Raw genomic sequence first — 17,718 nt, 5'->3', positions numbered from 1 at the left:
AGAGGATACTTAGCCTTTATAAATTGAGACTTCCAGTCCCGAATATAATCGCTCGGGACTTTTGCTTACTATTTGATCTCCAGATTTTAATCCTGAAATAATCTCAACCTTATCTTGCTCTTGTAACCCTGTTTTGACGGCTACAAGTTCAATTTTTTTATCCACGACCTTATAAACATGAGTTGTACCTTTTTTGAGAAATAAAGCTTGCGTAGGAATAACTAAGGCCTCTGTTTTTTTATTCACAACCAATTGGGTGGATACGCTGGCTCCTACTAAGCAATGAGTGCATTGGATATCAACATCCGCTGGGCACATATGGGTTTCATCATCAATCATTTTTTGTACATGACTTAAATGATACCGTGTTCCTAATATATAAATAGGCTGGTTTTCATCGATTGAATGAATATTCGTACAAGGAATATCAATTTCAACGCTTAACGAATCCGGATCGTAGATGGTAACTACCGCCGCGCCGTCAGTTACCTGTGCCCCTTCTTTAATTTTAAATGCACCAATAACGCCATCGAATGGAGCATAAAAACGCATATTTTTTAATTCAATTTTGGTCTTTGCTTTTTCTTTTTGCGAATCAATCCAGATTCTCTTTTTCTCCTCTACTTCTCGTGCACTAACAAATCCTGTTTGTTGTAAATTTTTAAGCCGTTGATATTGAGTGTTTTCCAATCGTTCTGTTTCTTTAGAGAGTTGATAGCTTCTTTCAATGTCTGGATTAGTTATTTTGGCAATTAAGTCACCTTTTTGGACTATTTGTCCTGAGTTCATGAGTATATCAAGCACTCCCGATCCTTTGGCAATAAGAACTGCAGCATGCTTAGGGCGTATGATGCCAATAAGCTTTATCTTTTTTTCAATTGTTGACGGAGAAACCGTCACGGTCTCCACTATTTTAAGTGATGAGGCTGGAGCTTTGGACGTCTGATAATAGAATGTAAAGTAAACACCCAAAGCAATAAGCAGAGTGCTTGATAATCCAATAATCTTCAATTTAGAAACGAGGATACCCCAGATATTGGCAACGATTAGCTGGGGCTTCACAAGAGGCTCTTGGGTTGAGAAGCGGGTTGCAGATGCGCGATTGTAATAATGGCCTTCCTCCATAAAGGGTCGACATTCATACTAGGCAGGTTAATTAATTCTTCACCACCAAGTGTTATCCATTGTTGTTTGAGCCGCATTCCTATTTCTTCGAGTGTTTCCAAACAGTCGGCTACAAAAGAAGGACAAACAACAATCAATTTTTTAATTCCTCGAGCAATCAATTCAGCTAGGATCTGATCCGTATAAGGTTTTACCCAGGGTGTTTTGCCCAGTCTTGATTGGAACGCAGTACTGTAGCTATTCGCAGATAAGCCCAATTCCTGGGCCAATAAACGACTGTTTTCATAACATTGTGCTCTATAACAACCTTGAGTTTCATCTCTTAAAAGAGGGCAGGATTCAATACAAATAGTCTTACAGCTGCTTTTAGTAATTTGGCGCTCAGGAATTCCATGGTAGCTAAAAAGAACATGGGAATCTTCTTCAAGAGACGCTTTAATAATTTGGGCTTGTGCTTTTAAGTACGCTGGATGTTGAAAAAAATCACGGATGATGTGAATGGATGGAATAAGCTCCCAACTGCTCATGATACGCATCGCTTCCGCAATGGATGAGCCGCTAGCTGCGGATGAATATTGCGGGTATAAAGGCAGAATAGTAATGGATTCGCAATGTTTTAACTTATTCAAAGCACTCTCAATAGAGGGTTCTCCATAACGCATGCCAAGAGCAATGAGGTGTTCGGCTCCCACTTCTTTTTGCAATTGGTTAACTAAGTTTTGGCTATGAAATAGTAAAGGCGAACCTTGTTCAGTCCATATGGATTGATAGGCATGGGCAGAGCGTCGCGAACGAAAAGGTAAAATAAATGCATAAACGAGCACATAGCGAAGTAAAACAGGGAGATCGATGACGCGTTTATCAGTAAGAAATTCGCGTAAATAGCTCCCGACAGATAAAGTATCTGCACTCTTAGGGGTGCCAAGATTTATGAGTAACAAACCATGCTTCATTGCCAATTCTTAACCTTAAAGAGGATAAGGTGATCATACATGAAGACAGTTTTTAATTCAGTATTTGTGAAAAATTATCTCGTTTTCTTGGCTAATGGACGCAGCACCACATGATACTGCGTTAACTTAATTAAGCCATTTCAGTATTAGCATTTTCACTAAGTACTATTACATTAGCTGCATGCAAACCTTTATCCCCTTGTTCTACATCGTAATTGACTGTTTGCCCGGGAACTAATGTTTTGTAGCCTGTGCCATGAATCGACGAGAAATGAACAAAAATATCGTCGCCGCCATTTTCTGGAATAATAAACCCCCAACCTTTGGCGTTATTAAACCATTTAACTTCACCTTTAGCCATATTTCCTCCTGTTCTAGAGTCCCATTGCTTAAGACTCTATTGTTTCTCAATCGCTTTGACTTTTGGAGTCAGTTGAGCAATTGCATTCATCCATAAATGACAAGTGAACCTATTTTTTTAATAGGTTGTTTTAACATAACGTAAAATAGACATACTACTCAATAGTATTTTTTATAAAAAATATAATTGTGTTAATAATTCCTTAAGTTCTTTATGCTAATTTATTAGTTATGGTGTCATAGAAGGAATTCAGATGAGTCAATACAGTACTTCGAAAATGTTAGGAAAACTGGGTGCCGGACAAAGCAATACCCGTACTGAAGCTAACTCGCAGGAGACAGAGGAAGTTGCACAAGAATTTGCTGTGCCTCAATTAACGCCCTCTGCAAAAAAACCATCTGAGGAATTAGAAATGAAACACGTCCTAAACAACATCTTAGGGGCGTCATTTACCAAAGGACATTCCCCAATGGATAAAAAATAATATAAAAGTGTCATCCGTATTAAAATCGTCATCCGTACTTATAGTTCCTCTTCTTTATTGGAGAGGACTTTTTTTTAATGTTAAGCCATCATCTATAGTATTCATTAAATAGACGAATTGTAGTAAAAATATTATATATTTTACAAACTACCAAGGTGATAAAGACTTTGTTTAGGTATATACTTTTCAAAAGAGGTGATTATTTTTGAGGCTTGAAATATGGCTGGATTTGCTGAAACTGCACATTGGAGAGATTCTGCGCGAAGTGCCCGATTTTTTATAGTTGATGCTCGAGCAGCTTTCCCTATTTTTTTATTTTTAATGCACATTAGGATTTGGACAGGGGTTTTGGTTTTAATCTCTGCAGTGTTTTTTGGCATTATTGAGCATTACGGTTTTACAGTTCCTGTTTTTTTAAGGTGGATAAGAAGCGTTTTGGCCGGCTCCCTTAAATCTTCAAAACCGTGGTGGCGATAATATGGAACGAGATATAAGTAAATGCATGTCAGTTATTGCAGCCAGTTTAAATGCAAAATTTTATCTTAACGATCGATTTGTGAGTTATGATGAGGTTTTTGTAGATACAGGGTTATTACCCGCTATTGCGAAACGGGCGGATCAATTGTGCTCCCTATGTCTTGGTTATGGATTAGGAGCGACATTTGATGAGGCCGAAGGTGCTTTGTTAGGACTCCGAGTGATTTTTGATGAGGTAACACCGAATGTTTTACGTTTGTTGTGTATGACCGACGTATTAAATGAGTTAATTCAAGGGGGGCCCAGTCGTGATTATACCCCTTTGGATGAGTTGATGTACGACTAGGTGCTCTTTTAAAAATAAATTGTAAAGAAATCGAAAGCACTGATGATTTAGAATACATTAGCGATATTTTTTGGTACACTAAATCTATTAAAGATTTTTATGTTTTAGGGGTGATGCGATGGGATTTTTGAAAAGAGAGAGTTTTTTTGCTCACGGAGAACACGGACCAAGCGATGAGCCAGCTGCTACAGTTGCTGCTAAAGAAATCTCTAACATAAAAGATACTGTTCTAAAAATGAGAGCAGTGGCTTTAGCAACAGGTAAAGATGGCTTGGATTTTCTTGAAGCAGCAATAAATAATTTAAATGCCGTAAACAATGTAATAACTCAAGGTCCTGAAGCGTTGCAAGCGCTACAATCCAAAGAAGAGAAACAACAAACACAAGTTGCAAACCCACTTTTCCATGAAGCGAAGCAACAACTTCAAGAATCTAAGCAACAAGATACAGCCAAAGAAGTTGAAAATGAAAGTGGATCTCGCTTAGGAATGAGTTAATAGTAACTTCAAATAAATTTTAATCTTTTTTTTGTACGATTCACAAAGAGGTTACATGCCTCTTTGTGAGTTTATCTTTTTTATATAATCGAAATTACTGTTATACTCCTTAATATTGCATTGTTTTATGCAGTGTGTTTCATTCTTATAAGGTTATATTTGATTTTTATGAAAAAAGAAACGTTTACCGAAGAGCATAATGACGCGATTCTTAAAGCATTGGATTATGCGATTCAAAATGGGCCTTGGGATAAGTCAAATTTTCTGAGGTCAATTGGTAATCGCTTAGTTGGAATTCGCGATAATTTTGCTAAGAAAATTAATGCGCGTAGCCAAGCGCAACTTCGCTCTGATGCTCATTTAGCAAATCGCCTTGCTTTACGAAGCGGTCAGCAGGAAGTTTTTGTTTCTTTATACTCATCGGATGGTTCTAATCTTTCATCCTGGGAAAGGATAATTGCCAATTTGCCGCGTCAAATGATTTCTCGTCCAATCTACACTAATGAAGAACAAGTAGTCGCCATAATTAAATCAAAAGAGAATAAGCAGAACGAGGCATATGTTGCGATTTACATTAATAAAACTGATATTATTTCTCTTGCTCCTGATAAAATCTTATATGATAGATTAGGTAGTCCATTGCTCACGTTAAAAGATAGATCTTTAGACGTAGAAAATATTACTCGTTTTGTGCATCTAACGGGTGTTTATAAATATTCACGTGGTCGTTTGATTAAAGAACAGTGATCCTGTTTTAACATGGTATAAAAGCATAGATATACTTGCGGATCTCTCGCAAAATTATCATAGAGCAGTATATACTTAAAGCAAACAAATTATTTTGAAGTATCATTAATGGCACAACAACCGCAACAACAAGGTCAAGATAGTGGCATGGGTCCAATATGGGTCATGGTACTGTTGTTTATTACTGTGTTTCTGATATGGAAAATGGGACATCAGTATATTGTGATGGTTGTTTTTCAAATTAATATTTGGCAAGCAAAACTAGTTAATCTTTTTGTTCATAGTGAGCAACTAGCAAGCTTGATTCAAATCATGCAAACTATTGATCCCAATGCAGTGAATTGGGAACAACTCGTAGATACTACACGTGCTGTGGGTGACTTCATGCGTTATCCTGTAGTTCTTGTATTACTTGTTTTGGCAGTTCTTTTGTATCAGTCCAATATTACTCTTAAGTTTCGCAAAATTTATGATATGAAAAAATTACGTGAGCAAGAGCAATTTAACTGGCCTGCAATTATGCCTATTGTTAAAGAAGATTTAGTCGAGCAAGATATAAATAAAGGTCCTTGGGCCATGGCTCTAACACCCATGGAATTTGCGCGCAAATACAATTTGTTAAAAAAAGAAGATGTATTATTAGACAATCCTGTACCCGGCCAGGAGATGACCGCAGGGATTCGAAGAGGGGATGCGAAACGAGTTTTTACCCTACAATTAGGCCCATATTGGGATGGTTTTGAACATTGTTCACCACAAGCTTACGCGTTAGCTGCTGTTTTCCTTGCTCGTATTAATCGGGATAGAGATGCTGCAAATAATATTTTAACAACTTTAGATAGAACTTATGTTGCAGGAAAACTTGACTATTCTGTTGCTAGACCCACAATAGAAAAATATAAAAACACAGAAATTATACAGGAAGTTGTTACAAAACACGCCTATACTTTAAGTGTAATGGCTTCATTACTAGAAAAAGCCCGGGATGATGGGGTTGTTCCGAGCTCGGAATTTTTATGGTTAAGACCGGTTGATAGACGTTTATGGTATATGCTTAATTGTGTTGGTAGACAAACACCTTTTTCAGAAGTTGCAGGCCCGTACGCTCACTGGAAAGCTGAGAAAGAAATGGGCCGGCGTTCTTTGGTGCCAATGATAGATGAGGCGATTAAAGCTTTGGAAATAGCCATAAAAGAAGTTAAGTTAACACCCCGACAAATGCAGGAGTTAGAGCCATGATGCGTGGTATCGAATCACGTCATGAGTTAGATCCCACCCTTTTACTTAGGGATACGCGGACTTTGACGCAGAGATTAGCGGATTTTTTCGCTGATCCAACTAATATCTCGATTATACTTTTTACTCTAGCAGCGATGTCTTATTATTTTTCCGAGGCCGCAACTTTCTTAATGCTTGTAGGTGCTGGAAGTTTTCTTTACAGTTATACTCGGAAACAAAAATTACCATTCCGACTTCCTCTAATTTCTAGAGTAAAAGATTTCAACGATATGAAGCCAGGTGTTAACAAGCCTAATATGGCTCGTGGCATCGCTTTTTTTGGTAACGATCGAAAAACAGGCCATGAATTATGGTTTGCTAATGATGATATGCGTACCCATGCATTAATCTTCGGTTCAACCGGTAGCGGTAAAACGGAATGTTTGGTTTCTCTTGCTTTTAATGCTTTAGTCCAAGGCAGTGGTTTCATTTATGTGGACGGCAAAGGGGATAACTCACTTTATGCAAAAGTTTTTTCCATGGTCCGGAGCATGGGGCGTGAAGACGATTTGCTTCTAATCAACTTTATGACTGGGGCCCGCGACATTATTGGTCCTCAAGAACGAAGACTGTCTAATACGTTTAATCCTTTTTCTCAAGGTTCTTCCAGTATGTTAACCCAACTTGTAGTAAGTTTAATGGGTGACTCAAAAGGAGGCGGAGATGGAGACATGTGGAAGGGTCGTGCGATTGCCTTCGTTGAAGCTTTGATGCGGCTTCTAGTCTATATGCGTGATGAAGGTGCCATACTCTTGGATGCGGATACTATCCGTAACTATTTTGATTTAAACCGGCTAGAAGTCATCGTTGTTGATAAAATCTTCCCACGTGATAATCAAGAAAGTGTGAATATTGAACAAATACCAAAACTGGTTACCGACCCTTTACGTAACTATTTAGGTACCTTGCCAGGTTACAATAAAGAGAAAAAAGGAAAGCAAGTATCCCAGGTTTTGGAACAACATGGTTTTATTACCATGCAGTTGGTTAGAGCGTTTTCATCATTGGCGGATACGTATGGACATATTGTTCGTACGAACTTGGCTGAGGTAGATTTTAAGGACGTGGTATTAAATCGTAGGATTCTGGTTGTATTATTGCCCGCTTTAGAAAAATCTCCAGATGAGTTGTCTAACCTTGGAAAGATTATTGTTTCTTCATTAAAAGCAATGATGGCTGCAGGTTTAGGAGAAGACGTTGAAGGGGATTATCGAGATGTGATCTTGAGAAAGCCCACGAATGCACCTACACCTTATATGTGCATTTTGGATGAGTATGGGTATTATGCAGTTCAGGGCTTTGCAGTTGTCCCTGCACAAGCGCGTTCTCTGGGATTCTCTGCAATTTTCGCAGGGCAAGATTTACCTGCATTCCAAAAGGCGTCTAAAGAAGAAGCTGCATCAATCGGTGCAAATACGAACATTAAAATATGTATGAAATTGGAGGATCCAACAGAAACATGGGATTTCTTCACCAAAACAGCAGGGGAAGCCTATGTGACTAAAGTGGATTCGTTCCAGGCTAAAGATACCAGCATAGCAAATACCTATATGGATAGTAAAAGTTCTTCTTTTGAAAAGAGAGCACGTGTGGATCTTTTGGATTTAAAAGAACAAACAGAAGGTGAGGCACATATATTCTTCAAGTCAAAAATTGTTCGTGCTCGTATGTTTTATGCGAATCCAAAACCTGTGAAGAAATTGAAACTGAATCAATTTTTGAAAGTTGAAGCGCCACCCGACGACTATTTAATGAAGTTACAAAAACAACTGACTTCTTTTCAGGCCATATTGGAAAGCGGGGATTTATCAATTAACAAAACTGCAGAAAGTGAAGAAATTACGCTTATTTCTAAGTTGTTACGAGAATCTCCCATAGAAGAGCCAATAGAGCGAGGTGTCTCTGCTTTGATTGCATTTCATGGTCATAATGAGCCTGAGCCTGTCGAAGATCTAATTGAAGAAGAAGTCGAAGGTGCATTAACAATATTTAGCCCACTACGAGAAAATGAAGGTGCGCCTCCGATATTGGTTAGTGATAAAGCCGCATTCTCTGAGTCTTTACTGCCCATTAATGAAACACGTAACCAGATGATGAATATTGAGCGTTTAGCTGGAGCTAAGGATAAATATGCAGGGACAGTAGCAAATGAATTGATTAAGGATTTCCAATTGGCTACCAGCTATCCGCCTGAGGAAAGAGATTTCATTGCTCCAAATGAGTTAACCGATCTGGTTAGATCATTATCAGAAAAAATTGCTACGGAACGTGAAAAAGCAGCGAAAAAAAGTGAAGAAGAGTAAACTATTTCTGCAATATTTAGATTTCACTGCTTTGTTAAATCCCAGAGCCTTCGCAAGCAAGCTAGCCATGTTGATACATGGCTAGAACACCTTGAGACTTATTATTACAAAACCCTATTTCATAAATACTTAGCTTTCTAAGGCTATTTTACCGTTTGGAAAAAAAAGAGCCTATCGGCGCTGTTTTTATTCAAAAAAATGTAAAGCAATAAATAAATTTTTAAAAAAATAGCTATTTTATTGAATTCATTGTAACGTAATGATTTGCATCCTTTTCTTAAAGATGGAACACAACAGAACTACAGTCAGAATCATTTTAAAATGGTCATTTTGAAATATGAGGATAGTGAGTGAGATCAGTACGTATTAATCTAATTCAGGCTGTTGGATTGGTTGTCTTATTGACGTTGACCGCCTGCAAAGGTGACTATTGGGCACTGGATAAAGAGGAGCCTAAATATCCGTGTAAGGTCCTTGGTGCCTGTGATGCTACCATCATGAAACTCGCTAAAAAATTAAATAAAAAAGGGGTAAAAGTAATTACTATTGGTCAGGATTATATGATCAGTATTCCTGCTAATTATTTGTTTGAACCCGAAACACCACGGTTAAAATGGAAATCCTACCCATTACTCAATGAAATTGCTGTATTCCTGAAACAGTTTCGAAAAATTGCAATTAATGTGGCGAGTTACAGTAACAAATATGTCTCTCCACAAAGAGAACACGCGTTGACTTTAGCTCGATCGCGAGTTGTTAGTGAATACCTTTGGTCTCAGGGGGTAGATAGCCGTTTTATCTTTACACAAGGTTTGGGTAGTGATAAACCTATTATTGGGTTTACTAAGGGTGGTGATAATTCAATTAATGCAAGGGTAGAGATTACATTTAGACGAGCTGTGGCATAGGGGAAAAAATGAGTCGTAACACTTGGGAATTGATAAAAAATAGTAAAAATTTCTATGTTCTCTCCTTTAGACGTGGATTAATTACTTTAATTATCTCTTCAATAGTGAATTGCATTTTTGGAGTTTTGATCGCTTACCTTCATTTAACAGAACCTGAGCGGGATTATTATGCAACGAGTGGAATAGCTCCCCCTATTCAGTTGCAACCTCTTTTGGCTCCGAATTATACACCTAATGCGTTACTTCCTCCTGATCCACCAGCGGAGAGTGAGGATAAATTGATACCACAATAAGTATAAATAGAGGATATTATGGCTGAAGATGCCTTGACAGTTGTCGCACTAAGAAACAAATTTTATAAAGACAGCCAGCGTAAAGTAATGCTTGCATTGTTAATAGCTCTTATTGTCAATATAGTTCTAGCTTCATTATTGGTATATATGATTACTCATCCGCCAGCGCCCAAGTATTTTGCTACGAGTATAAATGGCCGTATAACACCACTTTTCCCTTTAAATGAACCAAACCAATCCGATTCTGCAGTATTACAATGGGCAAACCAAGCAGCTATTGCAGCTTTTACTTATAATTTCGTGAATTACAGAGACGAACTACAGGCTTCATCTGGGTTTTTTACACCTGAAGGTTGGGATCAATTTTTAAGCGCTTTACAACAATCAAATAACCTGGATGCAGTCAAAGCCAAGAAGCTGATTGTTTCGGCTGTCGCAACCCGCGCTCCCATTATCTTACAAAAAGGTGTATTAAATGGCAGTTTTTCTTGGCGAGTCCAAATGCCAATATTAGTAACCTATCAGAGTGCCAGTGAGTTTACGCAACAGAATAATGTAGTTACTATGCTGATTACACGTGTATCTACTTTGAATTCCCCTAGAGGAATAGGTATATCGCAATTTGTTGTGGGACCTGCCGCGGGTGGAGTGTCTTAATGAAAAAGCTGAACTGGTTTTTAAAGTTTTGTTTGCTTTCCGGAATAGCTTATGGGGTTCCTGGTTCTTCTTATGCGCAGGATCAGTCTGATAGTGCGCAACAGGCATTACAACAGTTGCGTTTATTGCAGCAGCGGTTATCACAAAATCAGCCCGCAGCACAAAATCAGCAAGCAGGGCAGAACCCTCCTGCAGGACCAAATCAGCCTCTTGGCCAAAATCCAGCTTCAGCACCAAGCCCAGAAGCAAATATTCCTATTCCTCTAGCGAATAATATTTATAAACCCCCGGCACCCACTGCTCCACCTACTCCTAACAATAATTCTAATGCTCCAGAGGTCATTACTCGCAATGATGAGGAGATTATTGATAATAAAGCCTATAAGGATATGACAAAAAGTCTTTATCCCTTGAATACAGGACAAATTGTTCATTTAAAACAATTAAATGAGACTATGGAGTATGCAAAAGCTTCACCTGTAGGTACACCACCAAAACCTACAGCAACTTCTCAATTTGTGAATTTATCTCCAGGCTCTACCCCACCTGTCATTCGTTTGGCGCAAGGGTTTGTTTCTTCCTTAGTTTTTCTTGATTCATCAGGAGCTCCATGGCCAATTGCTGCTTATGATTTAGGAGACCCAAACTCATTTAATATTCAATGGGATAAAACCAGCAATACAATAATGATTCAAGCACTAAAATTATACAATTATGGTAATTTGGCCGTCCGTTTGAGAGGTTTGAATACTCCGGTGATGTTGACCCTTATACCGGGTCAAAAAGCTGTTGATTACCGAGTTGATTTGCGTGTGCAAGGTTATGGACCAAATGCTAAAAGCATGCCCCTAGAAACAGGGATTCCGCCCTCAGCAAGTGAATTGCTTCTTCATGTTTTAGATGGTGTACCACCTCCTGGAAGTAAACGATTAAGTATCACCGGAGGGGATGCGCGGGCTTGGTTAGCTAACGACAGAATGTATGTTAGAACAAATCTTACTATATTGTCGCCGGGCTGGTTAGCAAGTATGACCAGCGCAGATGGGACGCATGCTTATGAAATGCAAAAATCTCCGGTGTTATTAGTTTCCTGGCATGGGAAGGTCATGCAGCTCAAGGTAGAAGGGTTATAAATGGCTGGCAGAAAAGAAAATATAAAATCGCTTTTTTCAAACACGCGTACGCGAGTGATTATCATTTTTACAGTGGCATTATTATTAATTGCTGTGGTGATAGGCTATATAAAATTGAGATCTATAAATAGCGGTCCTTCAGCGGTTGCTACTCTTGGGAGTACACCAGGAGCTATCCAGTCTATCCCGGGTGTTCTCAATCCAACGGCTCAATATGCCAAATTGCAGGAAGAGCAGAATCTTGATCAGGCCAAAAAAGCGGAGCAAACTGGGGGAAGTGCAATTCCTACAATTATCCGTACCCAAGCTTTGGGTGAGGGAGTTGGCGTTATCGGTTCTCAAGGAGGGCAAAGTGGCGTAGGGTTTGCTACCTTAGCCCGAGAGAATGAAGAAGGGTCTCAAAAAAGTCTGTGGCTGCAGGCACTTCAAAACGGGGGGTGCTCAAAAAAAGTGGTTAATCAGGTGGTTAGCCAAGGAGCCCAATTATCCGATCTTAAAGAGGCGTGTAGTTGTGCCCAATTAAAAGATAATGGTTATTCTTTAAAGGATTTGAATCAAGTTTGCCCCTGTAAAGAGCTAAAGGCTGCAGGATACAATGCAAGACAGCTCAAAGATGCAGGATATAATGCAGAACGCTTAAGAGACTGTGGTTATAATGCTTGCGAATTACGTAATGCGGGTTTTACTGCACGAGAACTTAAAGATGCTGGTTTTTCTGATGATGAATTAAAAGGGGCTGGTTATTCTCCAGAAGAAATCGCCAATGCAAGTGGTTTACCACCAGGGATGACTGCTGCGGACGTATTAAAAGCAGGTTGTAGTGTAGATGCATTGACTAAATTACGTAAAGCTGGAGTGACCGCCTCAGCAATTCGACGCATCAGTGGATGTAGCGCAGCGCAATTAAAAGCTGCTGGATTTACCGCTAAAGAGTTGCGAGATGCCGGATTTAGTGCGGCCGATCTAAAACGAGCTGGTTTTACTCCGGAAGAATTGAAGGCTGCAGGATATAGCGCGAGGGATTTATTAAATGCTGGGTTTACGCCAGATGATCTTGCTAAGGCGGGCTATTCTGCGGCGGATATAAGGGCGGCCCAGGGTGAATTGCCGCCAGGTATTACTTCTGATGATGTAAAAAAAGCAGGCTGTGATGTTGATGCCTTAAAAAGGGAAAAGGCTGCGGGAGTGAGCGCCGCCCTTATTAGACAATATGCTGGTTGTAGTGCTCAAGCATTAAAAGCTGCAGGTTTTACTGATGCAGATTTAGCAAATGCGGGTTTTACCCCACAACAAATCAGTAGTGCAATTCCGTTGACCGATGCGCAAATCAAAGCTGCGGGTTGTAATCCAGATAATCTGAAGAAACTATTCGCCGCCGGTGTTTCTGCCAAACAAATTAAAGAATTAAATGGCTGTAGTGCCGAAGCATTAAAAAATGCTGGGTATGGTGCTAAATCCTTACTTGATGCGGGATATACACCGGCCCAACTTCTTGCGGCGGGATTTACCCCCAAAGATTTACAAAATGCAGGATTGAGTCCTGCAGATATCATCGCAGCTGGCCGTGTTGCAGATTGCAGTGTGGAATCACTGAAAAAAGCAAGAGCAGCAGGGGTTAGTGCCTTAACTATTAAAAAAACCCTGGGATGTTCCGCCAAAGCATTAAAAGATGCGGGTTATACTGCAAAAGAACTTAAGGATGCCGGTTTTACAGCAGCTGAACTAAAAAATGCGGGTTTTAGTGCTAAAGACCTAAAAGATGCGGGTTTTAGCGCTAAAGAATTAAAGGATGCGGGTTTTAGTGCGAAAGAATTGAAGGATGCAGGTTTTAGCGCTAAAGAATTAAAAGATGCCGGTTTTAGTGCTAAGGATTTGAAGGATGCCGGATTTACAGCCGCACAGTTAAAAGCAGCTGGTTTTAATGCGAAGGAATTAAAAGATGCAGGATTTAGTGCAGCGGATTTAAAAAATGCTGGTTTTACCGCTGAAGAATTAAAAAATGCAGGATTTTCTGCAGGAGATTTATTAAGTGCCGGATTTACACCTGATCAACTAGCGAAAGCGGGCTATTCTGCTGGGGAAATAAATGCAGCAGGAGCAACTTTACCTCCAGGGGTGACCCCGGATAGTATAAAAAATGCAGGTTGTAGTGTTGAGCAGTTAAAAAAGGAGCGAGCTGCAGGAGTCAGTGCTGCATCAATAAAACAATATGCTGGATGTACAGCCGCACAATTAAGAGCAGCTGGTTTTACTGCCCAAGAATTAAAAGATGCAGGGTTTAGTGCCAAAGAATTGAAGGATGCGGGATTTTCCGCTGCTGAATTAAGAGCCGCAGGTTTTAGCGCTAAAGATCTTAAAGATGCAGGATTTTCAGCTGCAGAACTACGAGCAGCAGGTTTTAGTGCGAAAGATTTGAAAGACGCCGGGTTCACAGCTGCACAATTAGCGGCAGCGGGTTATAGCGCTAAAGATTTAGCGAATGCAGGATTTACCTCTGATGATTTAAAGAATGCTGGCTACAGCCCTTCTGAGTTAATAAATGCTTTCCAAGTGGCTGGCTTGGGTGCTCCAAATGTCCAACAAGGTACATTTAATGTTGGCGGAGTTCCTACCCTAGGACAAGGGGGAGCCGAAGGAACTATAACGCCAGGATCTGCCGCGAGTAATCAACAATTGCAAGACATTATTAATAGACAAAATCAGCAATTGGCTGAACAAAAATATCAACAAAAAATTCAGCAAAAAAGTTCTGACATGTTAACAGCGGCGAATCAACTAATCTCAGAATGGAAAAACGTGCCCACGCAGACTTACACTTCAGGAAATGAAGATAAAGCAGTTGCTGCAGCTGCAGGAATTGGTCCTGGTACCGGAGCAACTGTTACTCAGACCACGACTACCACATCAACTACTGAAGTAAATATGATTAAAACAGGTGATGTTTTGTTCGCTGTAATCGATACTTCAGTTAATAGTGATGAGCCAGGGCCGATTTTAGCAACCATAGTTGCAGGTAGGCTTAAAGGAGCCAAACTAATTGGTAGCTTTAATTTACCTTCCAACGCCGACAAAATGGTCATTACATTTAATTCCATGTCAATTCCTGGCGCTCCAAAAACGATTTCGATCTCAGCTTATGCAATTGATCCAAATACAGCAAGAACGGCTCTTTCAAGTAAAACAAACCATCACTTTTTATTAAGATACGGCTCGTTGTTTGCTTCCTCATTTTTAGAGGGCTTTGGTAATGCATTCCAGTCTGCTAATACTACAGTTACCATAGGTGGTACAGGTGGTGGTAATAACGTAACCATTGCCAATGGTGTAGGTCGTTCTACTTTAGAAAATGCGGTGATTGGTTTAGCCACCGTGGGTAAAACTTGGGGGCAGCAAGCTCAAGTATTATTTAACACACCTACAACTGTTGAGGTTTTTGCAGGAACTCCTGTTGGGGTCTTATTCACTCAGGATATAAAATCTATTTAATTTGATGGTAGGTAAAAATGGCAGATAATGATCAAAACGATGAATATAAATTCGAAGAATTAGATTCTCTTGAGAATGAATCATTAGATACTTCAGAGTTTGATACAAAAAGCTCTGCTCCCGCACGTCCAGGTGGAATGGGGCCCCAAAAGAATATCAAACGAAATGCTTTAATTGCGGTAGGTGTTATTGTTTTTGCGATGTTGATGTATAAATTTATCGGTGGCATGTTTTCTAAAAGCCCTCCCCCTCCTAAGGAAAGCATAACGCCTGCTCCTATAGCAGAAATCACACCGCCTCCGGCTCCACCGGTGACTGAGATTCCACAGGAACCTATTCAACCAAAACCGGTAGTACAAGAGCAATCTCCGCAAACCTCGGCGCTCCAAGAGAGCAATGCGGCGCTACAGCAAAAAGTAGCATCTATTGAGGCCAGTCAACAATCGGTTCAATCCGAGGTTAGTTCAATGAACCAGCAAGTGGGGAATGTTAATAATAATGTCAATGCATTGAATGCCCAGATTACTAAACTGAATCAAATGATTACCGATTTAAATAATCAGGTTGTCAAACAATCAGAAGTAATTAACGTATTAATAGAACGTACAAAACCTAAACCTGTAAAGCGAGTAGTGCGTATTCAACACGTGGCCCCACAAATAAATTATTATATAAATGCAGTAATTCCTGGTCGGGCTTGGCTAATTGGCACAAATGGTTCTACACTTACAGTAAGAGAAGGGACAAAAATCGCAGGATATGGGACTGTTAAGCTTATTGACTCGATGCAGGGTAGGGTCTTAACCAGTTCAGGGCGAGTAATCAGATTTAGTCAAGAAGATAGTTGAGGTGTTGTATGGCTGATACATGTACGGGCGGAAGTGTAGCTTGCTGGATATCAGGTCAAGTTAATATATTAAATAATATTGCAAATTCGCTGATTCCTGTAGAGCGTCTTATTACCGGAGGTGCGTATCTGATTGGTTGTGCTTTTTTGTTCAAAGCAGTCTATAGTTTAAAGACATATGGTGAAGCTCGTACGATGATGTCCAGTAATACGAGTATGAAAGAACCGATTGTATATCTATTTGTTGGCGCGTTATTTATTTATTTTCCATCGGCTTTTTCAACATTAATGGTGAGTACTTTTGGTTATCAAAATGTTCTCCAGTATGCTCCAACCGGAGGTAATAATACGACACTTGATACCTTATTCGGTTCTGGAAGTGTTGTGGGAAGACCCTTGACAATTATTATTCAGGTCATCGGTTTAGTTGCCTTCGTAAGAGGATGGGTGTTGATTGCACGCTCTGCTTCGCAAGGACAACCACCAGGAGGAACAGGAAAAGGTTTAGTTCACGTGTTTGGAGGGATATTAGCGATTAACATTGTAGGTACAATTGAGATGATTAATAATACTTTATATGGGACATCGTGAAAGGCAAAGCACGATATTAATTTGATTTAATTGTGAGTAAATTTAAAATTGGGGAGAAAAAGGTGAAGAGTAAAGTCATTAGTAAATCTAGCTACAAATATTGGTTAGGCAGTTTTATTTGTTTAAGTTTATTGGCTTTGGTAAGTCCAGAGGCCGCAGCAGGAGGCGGGATGTCTGTAGGAAAGATGGCCTCAACGATTACTGGGTCATTTGAAAATTTGACCAAATTAATCACTGCAGGTTCTTATCTGGCTGGATTGGGATTCTCAATCGGTGCTATTATGAAATTTAAACAACATAAAGATAACCCCACCCAGATTCCAATAGGTACACCAATTGCTTTGGTATTTATCGCTGCGGCCTTATTATTCCTTCCCTCTATTCTAGGGGTAACCGGAGTAACAATGTTCGGCGGTAGTGGTGGTCAAACTGCAGGCCCAAGCGGAACAGTTTATACAAGCGGCGGCTAATAATTTAGTAGTTGCTTTATAATGGTAAGATTCATTTCTGATCCTCCTCCCGTAAGGGAAGAGGATCTTTTAATGAGTGTTAAACGAATAATTGCCAAAAATTGATTGTAATAAATGTGAGCCTAAGAATATGGCAGTTAATCTAGAACAAAACAAATTAAAATTAATGGCTACGCCAGGTTCATGGCGTTTGTATTCAGCCAGGAAGGTAGACGAGCGATTCAAGTCGTTCGAGCAAAAAGTATTTCAAAGAGATAGGTATACGTGTAGGTTTTGTGGATTTCAAGCACGCTTATTTCAAGAAGTGGTAAATATTGATAATAATTATGCTAACAACAAATTAGATAACTTGGTTACCTCATGTTGTTTCTGTGCCCAGTGCTTTTTTGTTGAATCTGTTGGCGTGGGTGGATATGGTGGAGGTACCTTAATCTATCTTCCTGAGTTAACCCAAGCTGAGTTGAATAGCATATGTCATGTACTATTTTGTGCGATCACTAATGATACGGGGTATAAATCCAGTGCACAAAATATTTATCGAGCTTTCAAGTTTCGTTCTCAACTCGTGGAAGAAAAATTTGGTGAAGGAACTAGCGACCCTGCAATATTCGGTCAGTTAATGATTGATGCAGGTGTAAATGACGAAGAGCGAAGAGCTCAATTATTTAAAGATATACTTCTATTGCCATCAAGGGCCAAATTTCGTAAACAAATTGAAAAATGGGCTGCAAGTGCATTAGAAGAAATTTCAAGTTAATGTGAG

The 17,718-nt window shown here is 39.6% G+C and carries 19 protein-coding genes; 16 read left to right on the top strand and 3 right to left on the bottom strand.

Translation table 11 applies throughout. The features are described from left to right. Positions 1-9 precede the first annotated feature (9 nt). The 3 genes from ACWTE2_RS33050 to ACWTE2_RS33040 all read right to left on the bottom strand — a co-directional run bounded on the left by ACWTE2_RS33050 (position 10) and on the right by ACWTE2_RS33040 (position 2,439). Positions 10-1,062 (bottom strand): efflux RND transporter periplasmic adaptor subunit, encoded by a 1,053-nt coding sequence (locus tag ACWTE2_RS33050; protein WP_454786085.1) that lies wholly within the window; start codon positions 1,060-1,062, stop codon positions 10-12. Further along, positions 1,059-2,078 carry a ferrochelatase gene (gene hemH / locus ACWTE2_RS33045; protein WP_454786084.1) on the bottom strand — a complete coding sequence of 340 codons (1,020 nt, stop codon included), beginning with the start codon at positions 2,076-2,078 and terminating at the stop codon, positions 1,059-1,061. The genes ACWTE2_RS33050 and hemH overlap by 4 nt, the downstream gene beginning before the upstream one ends. A 130-nt stretch (positions 2,079-2,208) precedes the next feature. Next, on the bottom strand, positions 2,209-2,439 hold the full coding sequence (locus ACWTE2_RS33040; RefSeq protein ID WP_182391558.1) for a cold-shock protein: 231 nt from the start codon (positions 2,437-2,439) through the stop codon (positions 2,209-2,211). A gap of 253 nt (positions 2,440-2,692) precedes the next feature. Here ACWTE2_RS33040 and ACWTE2_RS33035 point away from each other — a divergent pair, with 253 nt between their 5' ends. The 16 genes from ACWTE2_RS33035 (at position 2,693) to icmJ (ending at position 17,712) form a co-directional block, all read left to right on the top strand. Beyond that, positions 2,693-2,923, top strand: coding sequence for a hypothetical protein (locus ACWTE2_RS33035; RefSeq protein WP_182391557.1), 231 nt, complete (start codon positions 2,693-2,695; stop codon positions 2,921-2,923). A 219-nt stretch (positions 2,924-3,142) separates the two neighbouring features. Then, complete coding sequence (gene icmT / locus ACWTE2_RS33030; protein ID WP_220470997.1) at positions 3,143-3,400, top strand: IcmT/TraK family protein; 258 nt, start codon at positions 3,143-3,145, stop codon at positions 3,398-3,400. Between the two features lies 1 nt (position 3,401). Then, a complete protein-coding gene (locus tag ACWTE2_RS33025; RefSeq protein ID WP_182391556.1) occupies positions 3,402-3,746 on the top strand; it encodes a type IV secretion IcmS family protein in 345 nt (114 codons plus the stop codon). 118 nt (positions 3,747-3,864) lie between these two features. Beyond that, on the top strand, positions 3,865-4,242 hold the full coding sequence (locus ACWTE2_RS33020; RefSeq protein ID WP_454786083.1) for a hypothetical protein: 378 nt from the start codon (positions 3,865-3,867) through the stop codon (positions 4,240-4,242). Between the two features lie 168 nt (positions 4,243-4,410). Next, positions 4,411-4,989, top strand: coding sequence for a Dot/Icm secretion system protein IcmQ (icmQ, locus tag ACWTE2_RS33015; protein WP_182391554.1), 579 nt, complete (start codon positions 4,411-4,413; stop codon positions 4,987-4,989). Positions 4,990-5,097: 108 nt separating this feature from the next. Next, positions 5,098-6,228 carry a type IVB secretion system coupling complex protein DotM/IcmP gene (gene icmP / locus ACWTE2_RS33010; protein WP_182391553.1) on the top strand — a complete coding sequence of 377 codons (1,131 nt, stop codon included), beginning with the start codon at positions 5,098-5,100 and terminating at the stop codon, positions 6,226-6,228. Continuing rightward, the gene (locus tag ACWTE2_RS33005) at positions 6,225-8,570 is read left to right on the top strand and encodes a TraM recognition domain-containing protein (protein ID WP_454786082.1); all 2,346 of its coding nucleotides are present in this window, start codon (positions 6,225-6,227) and stop codon (positions 8,568-8,570) included. The genes icmP and ACWTE2_RS33005 overlap by 4 nt, the downstream gene beginning before the upstream one ends. A 350-nt stretch (positions 8,571-8,920) precedes the next feature. Next, positions 8,921-9,478 (top strand): type IVB secretion system protein IcmN/DotK, encoded by a 558-nt coding sequence (gene icmN / locus ACWTE2_RS33000; protein ID WP_454786081.1) that lies wholly within the window; start codon positions 8,921-8,923, stop codon positions 9,476-9,478. An 8-nt stretch (positions 9,479-9,486) separates the two neighbouring features. Beyond that, positions 9,487-9,771 carry a type IVB secretion system protein IcmM/DotJ gene (gene icmM, locus ACWTE2_RS32995; protein WP_182391550.1) on the top strand — a complete coding sequence of 95 codons (285 nt, stop codon included), beginning with the start codon at positions 9,487-9,489 and terminating at the stop codon, positions 9,769-9,771. 18 nt (positions 9,772-9,789) lie between these two features. After that, complete coding sequence (locus ACWTE2_RS32990) at positions 9,790-10,428, top strand: type IVB secretion system apparatus protein IcmL/DotI (RefSeq protein ID WP_058466659.1); 639 nt, start codon at positions 9,790-9,792, stop codon at positions 10,426-10,428. Continuing rightward, positions 10,428-11,561, top strand: a complete 1,134-nt coding sequence (locus tag ACWTE2_RS32985) for a DotH/IcmK family type IV secretion protein (protein ID WP_454786080.1) — start codon at positions 10,428-10,430, stop codon at positions 11,559-11,561. The genes ACWTE2_RS32990 and ACWTE2_RS32985 overlap by 1 nt, the downstream gene beginning before the upstream one ends. After that, on the top strand, positions 11,562-15,047 hold the full coding sequence (dotG, locus tag ACWTE2_RS32980; protein ID WP_454786079.1) for a type IVB secretion system protein DotG/IcmE: 3,486 nt from the start codon (positions 11,562-11,564) through the stop codon (positions 15,045-15,047). Positions 15,048-15,064: 17 nt separating this feature from the next. Next, positions 15,065-15,895, top strand: a complete 831-nt coding sequence (gene icmG, locus ACWTE2_RS32975; protein WP_454786078.1) for a type IVB secretion system protein IcmG/DotF — start codon at positions 15,065-15,067, stop codon at positions 15,893-15,895. 8 nt (positions 15,896-15,903) lie between these two features. Next, the gene (locus ACWTE2_RS32970) at positions 15,904-16,485 is read left to right on the top strand and encodes a type IV secretion protein IcmC (RefSeq protein ID WP_182391546.1); all 582 of its coding nucleotides are present in this window, start codon (positions 15,904-15,906) and stop codon (positions 16,483-16,485) included. A 62-nt stretch (positions 16,486-16,547) separates the two neighbouring features. Then, positions 16,548-16,955 (top strand): type IV secretion protein IcmD, encoded by a 408-nt coding sequence (locus ACWTE2_RS32965; RefSeq protein ID WP_182391545.1) that lies wholly within the window; start codon positions 16,548-16,550, stop codon positions 16,953-16,955. A 130-nt stretch (positions 16,956-17,085) separates the two neighbouring features. Beyond that, positions 17,086-17,712: a type IVB secretion system protein IcmJDotN gene (gene icmJ / locus ACWTE2_RS32960; protein WP_182391544.1), complete on the top strand. Its 627-nt coding sequence runs from the start codon at positions 17,086-17,088 to the stop codon at positions 17,710-17,712. Positions 17,713-17,718: the final 6 nt, after the last annotated feature.

The sequence above is a fragment of the Legionella nigrisilvae genome, from assembly GCF_977063395.2.
The sequence above is the reverse complement of the archived record's forward strand: the minus strand, read 5'-3'. Positions and strand labels throughout refer to the sequence as shown.

Bases quoted from the DNA above. Each gene is read 5' to 3' on its own strand.
- hemH (WP_454786084.1), bottom strand. From the start codon at position 2,078: ATGAAGCATGGTTTGTTACTCATAAATCTTGGCACCCCTAAGAGTGCA.
- ACWTE2_RS33040 (WP_182391558.1), bottom strand. From the start codon at position 2,439: ATGGCTAAAGGTGAAGTTAAATGGTTTAATAACGCCAAAGGTTGGGGG.
- ACWTE2_RS33035 (WP_182391557.1), top strand. From the start codon at position 2,693: ATGAGTCAATACAGTACTTCGAAAATGTTAGGAAAACTGGGTGCCGGA.
- icmT (WP_220470997.1), top strand. From the start codon at position 3,143: ATGGCTGGATTTGCTGAAACTGCACATTGGAGAGATTCTGCGCGAAGT.
- ACWTE2_RS33025 (WP_182391556.1), top strand. From the start codon at position 3,402: ATGGAACGAGATATAAGTAAATGCATGTCAGTTATTGCAGCCAGTTTA.
- ACWTE2_RS33020 (WP_454786083.1), top strand. From the start codon at position 3,865: ATGGGATTTTTGAAAAGAGAGAGTTTTTTTGCTCACGGAGAACACGGA.
- icmQ (WP_182391554.1), top strand. From the start codon at position 4,411: ATGAAAAAAGAAACGTTTACCGAAGAGCATAATGACGCGATTCTTAAA.
- icmP (WP_182391553.1), top strand. From the start codon at position 5,098: ATGGCACAACAACCGCAACAACAAGGTCAAGATAGTGGCATGGGTCCA.
- ACWTE2_RS33005 (WP_454786082.1), top strand. From the start codon at position 6,225: ATGATGCGTGGTATCGAATCACGTCATGAGTTAGATCCCACCCTTTTA.
- icmM (WP_182391550.1), top strand. From the start codon at position 9,487: ATGAGTCGTAACACTTGGGAATTGATAAAAAATAGTAAAAATTTCTAT.
- ACWTE2_RS32990 (WP_058466659.1), top strand. From the start codon at position 9,790: ATGGCTGAAGATGCCTTGACAGTTGTCGCACTAAGAAACAAATTTTAT.
- ACWTE2_RS32985 (WP_454786080.1), top strand. From the start codon at position 10,428: ATGAAAAAGCTGAACTGGTTTTTAAAGTTTTGTTTGCTTTCCGGAATA.
- dotG (WP_454786079.1), top strand. From the start codon at position 11,562: ATGGCTGGCAGAAAAGAAAATATAAAATCGCTTTTTTCAAACACGCGT.
- icmG (WP_454786078.1), top strand. From the start codon at position 15,065: ATGGCAGATAATGATCAAAACGATGAATATAAATTCGAAGAATTAGAT.
- ACWTE2_RS32970 (WP_182391546.1), top strand. From the start codon at position 15,904: ATGGCTGATACATGTACGGGCGGAAGTGTAGCTTGCTGGATATCAGGT.
- icmJ (WP_182391544.1), top strand. From the start codon at position 17,086: ATGGCAGTTAATCTAGAACAAAACAAATTAAAATTAATGGCTACGCCA.